This is a genomic window from Nocardia sp. CC201C (assembly GCF_030010695.1).
GTDB lineage: Bacteria > Actinomycetota > Actinomycetes > Mycobacteriales > Mycobacteriaceae > Nocardia > Nocardia otitidiscaviarum.
Genome location: NZ_JASCXP010000470.1, coordinates 1 through 5,414 on the forward strand (window position 1 = coordinate 1; position 5,414 = coordinate 5,414).

6 protein-coding genes are annotated in these 5,414 nt (G+C 72.8%); 3 read left to right on the forward strand and 3 right to left on the reverse strand.

Features of this window, described 5'->3' with window-relative positions; genetic code table 11:
- The coding region (locus QK444_RS31885; protein WP_282785786.1) for a hemerythrin domain-containing protein at positions 1-283 on the reverse strand (283 nt) is incomplete at its 3' end.
- 117 nt (positions 284-400) lie between these two features.
- Between QK444_RS31885 and QK444_RS31890 the strand changes: the two genes are divergently transcribed.
- On the forward strand, positions 401-2,248 hold the full coding sequence (locus QK444_RS31890) for a BTAD domain-containing putative transcriptional regulator (protein WP_282785787.1): 1,848 nt from the start codon (positions 401-403) through the stop codon (positions 2,246-2,248).
- On the opposite strand, the gene QK444_RS31895 is transcribed toward QK444_RS31890, so the two are convergent.
- Positions 2,242-2,916: a hypothetical protein gene (locus QK444_RS31895; RefSeq protein WP_282785788.1), complete on the reverse strand. Its 675-nt coding sequence runs from the start codon at positions 2,914-2,916 to the stop codon at positions 2,242-2,244. The genes QK444_RS31890 and QK444_RS31895 overlap by 7 nt on opposite strands.
- A 79-nt stretch (positions 2,917-2,995) precedes the next feature.
- Here QK444_RS31895 and QK444_RS31900 point away from each other — a divergent pair, with 79 nt between their 5' ends.
- Together QK444_RS31900 and QK444_RS31905 are read left to right on the forward strand one after the other, a co-directional pair.
- A complete protein-coding gene (locus tag QK444_RS31900; protein ID WP_282785789.1) occupies positions 2,996-3,703 on the forward strand; it encodes a hypothetical protein in 708 nt (235 codons plus the stop codon).
- A 203-nt stretch (positions 3,704-3,906) separates the two neighbouring features.
- Complete coding sequence (locus tag QK444_RS31905; RefSeq protein ID WP_282785790.1) at positions 3,907-4,581, forward strand: methyltransferase domain-containing protein; 675 nt, start codon at positions 3,907-3,909, stop codon at positions 4,579-4,581.
- A 145-nt stretch (positions 4,582-4,726) separates the two neighbouring features.
- Here the strand turns inward: QK444_RS31905 and QK444_RS31910 are convergent, their stop codons facing one another.
- The gene (locus QK444_RS31910; protein ID WP_282785791.1) at positions 4,727-5,368 is read right to left on the reverse strand and encodes a TetR/AcrR family transcriptional regulator; all 642 of its coding nucleotides are present in this window, start codon (positions 5,366-5,368) and stop codon (positions 4,727-4,729) included.
- Positions 5,369-5,414 lie beyond the last annotated feature (46 nt).

Consider the following 5,414-nt stretch of genomic DNA (forward strand, 5'->3'; position numbering starts at 1 on the left):
CGGGGGCGGTTGTGGGCGCCCCCCCCCGCTGTTCCGCCCCCCCCTCCCCCCCCCCCACGTCCGCTTCCAGATCGACCCGGGCCAGCAGCGGTGGCCACAACAGCTCGTCCTCGCCCTCGTGGTGGTTCTTGAGCCCCAGCCGGTAGTCGCGGAAGTGGTCGGCGATCACCTTGGCGCGCACCGTATCTCCCGGGGCGACCGCCGCGACCAGTTCCGTCAGCAGCCGTGACTCGCGCCGGAAGGCGCGGTGCACGATCTTCATGTCCTGAGTGTCGACGCTCATCTGTTCCTGTCCTTCGACCGTTGTGTTCGACGGGTTCGAGACTGCGCCCGGCGGTTTGGAAGGCACTCGCAGCCGACTTGGAACCCGTGCCCCGGCCACGCGTACGATGAGCCCGTCATGGTCTTGATCCGGGTATTGGGTTCGTTCGCGGCCGAGACCGACGGCGAATCCCTTCCCCTCGGCGGGCCGCGGCAGCGCGGCGTACTGGCCCTGCTGGTGACCGCGCGCGGTCAGGTCGTACCGGTCGACCGGATGGTCGAGGACCTGTGGCGAGGCGAACCGCCCGCGCGCGCTCTGGCGTCGTTGCAGGCGTACATCTCCAACCTGCGCCGCCTGCTCGAACCCGGCCGCGCGCCGCGGGCACCGGCTCGCTCGCTGGTGAGCGCGTCGCCCGGCTACGCGTTGCGGCTGCCGCGAAAAGCGGTGGACGCGTGGCGATTCGAGGAACTGCTCGACCAGGCCCGCGCGCTCACCGACCCCCGTGACATTCGGGCCCACCTGGACGAGGCGTTGGCGCTGTGGCGGGGGCCGGCGTTCGCCGAGGTCGCCGACGAGCCGTGGGCGGTCGCCGACGAGCCGTGGGCGGTCGCCGAGATCGCTCGCCTCGACGAGCTGCGCCTGATCGCCCGCGAACTGCACATCGCGGCGGGACTGCGGCTCGGCCGTCCCGCGACGGTGGTTCCCGACACCGAACGCCTCACCCGCGACCATCCGCTGCGCGAGGAGGGCCGGCGCCTGCACGCCCTCGCCCTGTGGAGCAGCGGCCGCCAAGCCGACGCCCTGGCCGCGCTGCGCCGCGCCCGCACCCTCCTCGCCGACGAACTGGGCCTCGACCCCGGACCGGACCTGGTGGCGCTGGAAGAAGCGATCCTCACGCAACGCACCGACGTGCTGCGCCGGGCCGTCTCCCCACCCGCCGCCGACGGGGCCCGACCCCCGGTGGCCACGCCACCACCGCCCTCCGGTGACGCCCCGGAGGCGACCACGTTCGTGGGCCGCGACGCCGAGCTTTCGGCCTTGCTGGCGGCCGCCGATGCGACTACCGGCGGGCTGCGCGTCGCATTCGTCACCGGGGAAGCCGGACTCGGCAAATCGACCCTGCTCGAGCATCTCGCCGCGCGGCTGGTGCGCCACGGGTGGCTCGTGGCCGCTGGACGCTGTCCCGACGTGGACAGCGCACCGCCCGCGTGGGCGTGGGTGGAGGTGCTGCGGTCGGTGGCCGGAAGCATCGCGCCGGGAGCGTTCGCCGCCGACCTCGCGCCGCTGCTCCGCGATTCCGCGGCGATGGCCGGTGACGCCGCCGCCGGACGGTTCCGGCTGCGGCAGGCCGTGTGGTCCTGGCTCGCGGCGTGCGCCGCCGACCGTCCGGTCGCCATCGTCCTGGACGACCTGCACTGGGCCGACGCCGCCACCCTGGAACTGCTCGGCGGCGTCGTCGACGCGCGGGGGCCGATCCTGGTCGTCGCGGCGTACCGCGCGGACGAGAGCGAGCGGCTCACCGCAACGCTGGCATCCCTCGCCCGTACCGCACCCCTGCGGCTGGACCTGCCCGGACTCGATCGCGCCGCCGTCGCCGAACTGGTACGCGCCGAGTGCCGCGCCGACGACGCGACCGTCACCGGCATCGCCGAACGCACCGGCGGCAATCCGTTCTATGTGCGCGAGACCGCGCGGCTGCTGAATGGTGAGGGCGCGCTCATGGCGCTGTCCGAGGTCCCCGAGGGTGTCCGGGATGTGCTGCGACGCCGGTTCGCGCGGCTGCCCGAAAGCGGTGTGTCCGTCCTGCGACTGGCGGCGGTGGCGGGCCGGGAAAGCTCGGTGGACGTGCTCGTGCGCGCCGCCGACACCGACGAGGACGGCGTCCTGGACGCACTCGACGCGGGCGTCATCGCCGGATTGCTCGACACGAACCCGCGCCCGGGCGCGTCCGGTTCGTGCACGCGCTGGTCAGGGACACCCTACTGACCGATGTGAGCCGGCTGCGGACCACCAGAATGCACGCCCGGATCGCTGCGGCCCTGGCGGGCAGCGGCGACATCGCGGCCCTGGCCCATCACCACGTGCGTGCGGGATCGCCGCAGGCCGTCGGCTATTGCGTGCGGGCCGCCGAACTGGCCGAGGCGCGGTATGCCCACGATGTCGCCGCCGGACTCCTCACCGACGCCGTCGCCAACTCCACCGACCCGGACGAGCGCGTCGACCTGCTCGGCAGGCTGCTCCGCGCACAGGTCAGGGCCGGGGCCTTCGCCGCGGCCCGGGACACCCGGCAGCAGGCCGTGGAGTACGCCGAATCGCTCGGGCGCGACGATCTGATGATCGCCGCGTTCACCGCCTGGACCGAGCCCACCCCGTGGCAGTCCCGCCCCTACGGCACGGTCGACCGTCCGATCGTCGACCGCCTCGATCGTCTGCTCGCGCGCGCCGATCTCGCCCCCGAGGTGCGGGCACACCTGCTCATCGCGTACTCCCACGAGCTGGTGGGCGAGGCCGATCCGACGGTCATGGCGGCCGCGCGGGAAGCGCTGGACCTCGCCACCACTGCCCGGCTGCGCGCCGCGGCACTGCTGGTGCTGGCGCGTGACTCCGGGCGGCAGGAGTACTCCCGTGCGCTGGTGGAGATCAGTGTCGAGCACGACCTGCCGGTCTACCGCGTGACCGGGCTGCTCGACCAGGCCGCGAGCGCCGCCGTGGCCAACGACCCGGCGACCATGCATGCGCCGCCTGACCGAGGAGGCCTTGGCTCTCGCCCGCGCCTACCGGATGCCGGAAGCGATCGGAGTGGCCGAGGTCGCGCTGGCGACGCTGGTGCTCATCGAGGGCCGGTCCGCCGATGCCGAACGCCGCTATGCCGAGGCCAACGAACGCATGGAACGCGCCGGATCGGTGCACGCCACCGGCTTCCTTCGCCTCGCGCTGGCGGTGATCCGGCTCAACGACGGCACGCTCGGCGACCATCTGGACGAGGTGCGCGCTCTGCACGCGGCGTACGGTCCGATGGCCGCCGATCTGCTCGTGCTCGCCCTGCACGCCGCCGGCCGCACCGATGAGGCCCGCCTCCTCCGCACCTCACGGCATCCGATCCGGCCCGACTTCTTCTACACCTTCCTGACGAGTCTGCGGGCGATGGCGGCGGTCGCCCTGAACGACCGCGACGCCGCCGCGCGGATCTACGCGGACCTGCTGCCCCACCGAGACGGTCCTCCGGCTGGTGCGGCGAGCCTGTCGCTGGCCGTCCGTCCGGTCGCCCACACGCTCGGTGAACTCGCTCTGCTGCTCGGCCACACCGACGTGGCCGCCGCCCACTTCACCCGGGCCGCCGTCATCGCCGACCGCTGGAACGCACCGCACTGGTCGACCGCCGCCCGGTTCCACGCCGAGGGTGCGCACGGCGGCCACGATTCGCGGCCGCGGCAGCGCTGACGGCGCGAACCTCGTTCGGCCCCTCGGTCCGTTTCCCGTTCGATGCCAAGCGCCTTCCGATCTCCAGTGCCTTCCACTTCCCGGACCACTCCCGTTCTGTCGCACGCCCTTTGGCGGTCGGCTGTCGACTCGTGTGCGTGCCAGCCGCCGGGAAACCGGTGGACTCGGCGGCGTCCCGCCTGATAGTCACTGGATCCATGCTGGTGACCTCACGCTCCGCGGCCGAGTACCGCGCCATGTTCGATCTGTCGGACACGGACCTGAACGGGTGGGTGCTCGACTGCTGCGCGGGCGGAGCGAGTTTCGCCGCCGAGACCGGACAGCGGGTGGTGGCCGCCGATCCGGTGTACGCGGTCGGGGTGGATGAGGTCGAGGCGCGCGTGTCGGCGGGGCTGCGCGAGGGTGACGACATGATCGACGCGCACGCGGAATGCTTCGAATGGGGGTGGTACGGCGATATCGAGAGCCGTCGGTCGATGCGTCACGTGGCGGGAGCGCGCTTCCTCGCGGACCTGCGCGCGCGACCCGGACGCTACGTCGCGGCGGCGCTGCCCCGACTCCCGTTCGCCACCGCCGCTTTCGACCTGGTGCTCTGCTCACATCTGCTGTTCACCTGGGCCGACCGGTTGGGCGAGGACTGGCACCGGCGCGCCCTCGACGAACTGCTGCGGGTCAGCCGCGGTGAGGTGCGGGTGTATCCGCTGGTGGTGCAGGCGACCGGGGAGCCGGTCGTCTTCCTCGACCGGCTGCGCGAGGAGTTGCACTCCCGCGGCCACCGCACCGAGTTGCGGGAGGTGACCTACCGGTTCCAGCGCGGCGCGCACCACATGCTGCGAATCCAGGTGGCGCAGCAGCCGAATCGCGCACGACGCCGCTGATACGAATACCACTGCCCCGGCACGACGACCTGGCCCCCGCGCCCGCCGCTTCCACGGTCGGGCGCGAACGTCGGTGCACCGCCAGCCCACCAGGCCCGCCGCCCGCCGCCCGCTGAGCGATGGCCTTGCCGAGTTCGGTCCGGATTCAGTTGTCGCCGTGCACGTTCGGGAACGTCTCGGTGATGAGGGTGCGCAGCATGTCGGCGAGCAGGTTGTGCACCTGCTCGCGAGTCAGGCTGCCGCGCACGATCCATTCGCGGCCCGCGGCCTTCACCAGGCCGCCGTAGCAGCGCACCAGGGCGCGCAGCTCGTCGCTGTGCAGCGATTCCTCGAGGCCCATCATCCGCACCACCCGATCGGCGGCGGCGGTGTCGGCCTCGTCGAGGATGCGCTGCACTTCCGGATCGTCGCCGATGCCCTCGTGGCCGGTGACCTTCACCCAGGTGTGGCCGTGCTCGCCGATGGTGTCGAGCAGCCACGCCACACTGGCGTCCACGCGGTCGCGCATGGTGCCGGTGGGCACGGTCATGGCCTCGGGCCGCGGCAGGGTGACCATGCGGCGCACCACCGCCAGGTACAGGTCGCGCTTGTTCCCGAAATAGTGGTTGATCAGGCCGCGCGCCACTCCGGCGCGCTGCGCCAGTTCGGCGGTGGAGACGGCCGCGTACGGCCGTTCCCCGAACATGTCGATGGCGCAGGCGAGGATCTGGGCGCGGCGTTCGTCGGGTTCGAGGCGACGGCGACGCGAGGGCGCGTCGGAACCCTCGGCCGCCGTGGCGTCGAGCACCGTCGCCTCGACCGCGGACGCAGTGCCGGTGTCGCTGCCGGATGTC